The 236-nt window shown below is 28.8% G+C and carries 1 protein-coding gene; it reads left to right on the top strand.

Annotation, left to right across the window (positions count from 1 at the left end; genetic code table 11):
• Nucleotides 1-20: 20 nt before the first annotated feature.
• On the top strand, nt 21-155 hold the full coding sequence (locus ACY2RX_RS14925) for a hypothetical protein (protein ID WP_490104751.1): 135 nt from the start codon (nt 21-23) through the stop codon (nt 153-155).
• The last annotated feature ends 81 nt before the right edge of the window (nt 156-236 follow it).

Genomic DNA, 236 nt, shown 5'->3' with positions numbered 1-236 from the left:
TTTATATAAAATAGTAAGAGATGAGTTTTTTAACCTTACCCCATTTTTCTTGTACAAACGGTACCATTATGATTGGTGTTTTTGCCTTGGTTGGTGTAGGCTTAGTTGTTGCTATATTTCTCTTAATGAATAGCGAGAAGAAACCGAAGAGTTAGTAGTAGTTAGTCAATAAAAATCCGAGTTTTTATTCGGATTTTTCATTTTAAACTAACTAAATTTAATTTCTTAATTACTAA

The organism is Polaribacter sp. 2405UD43-2, from assembly GCF_058147125.1.
This window is presented reverse-complemented; position numbering and strand designations above follow the sequence as displayed.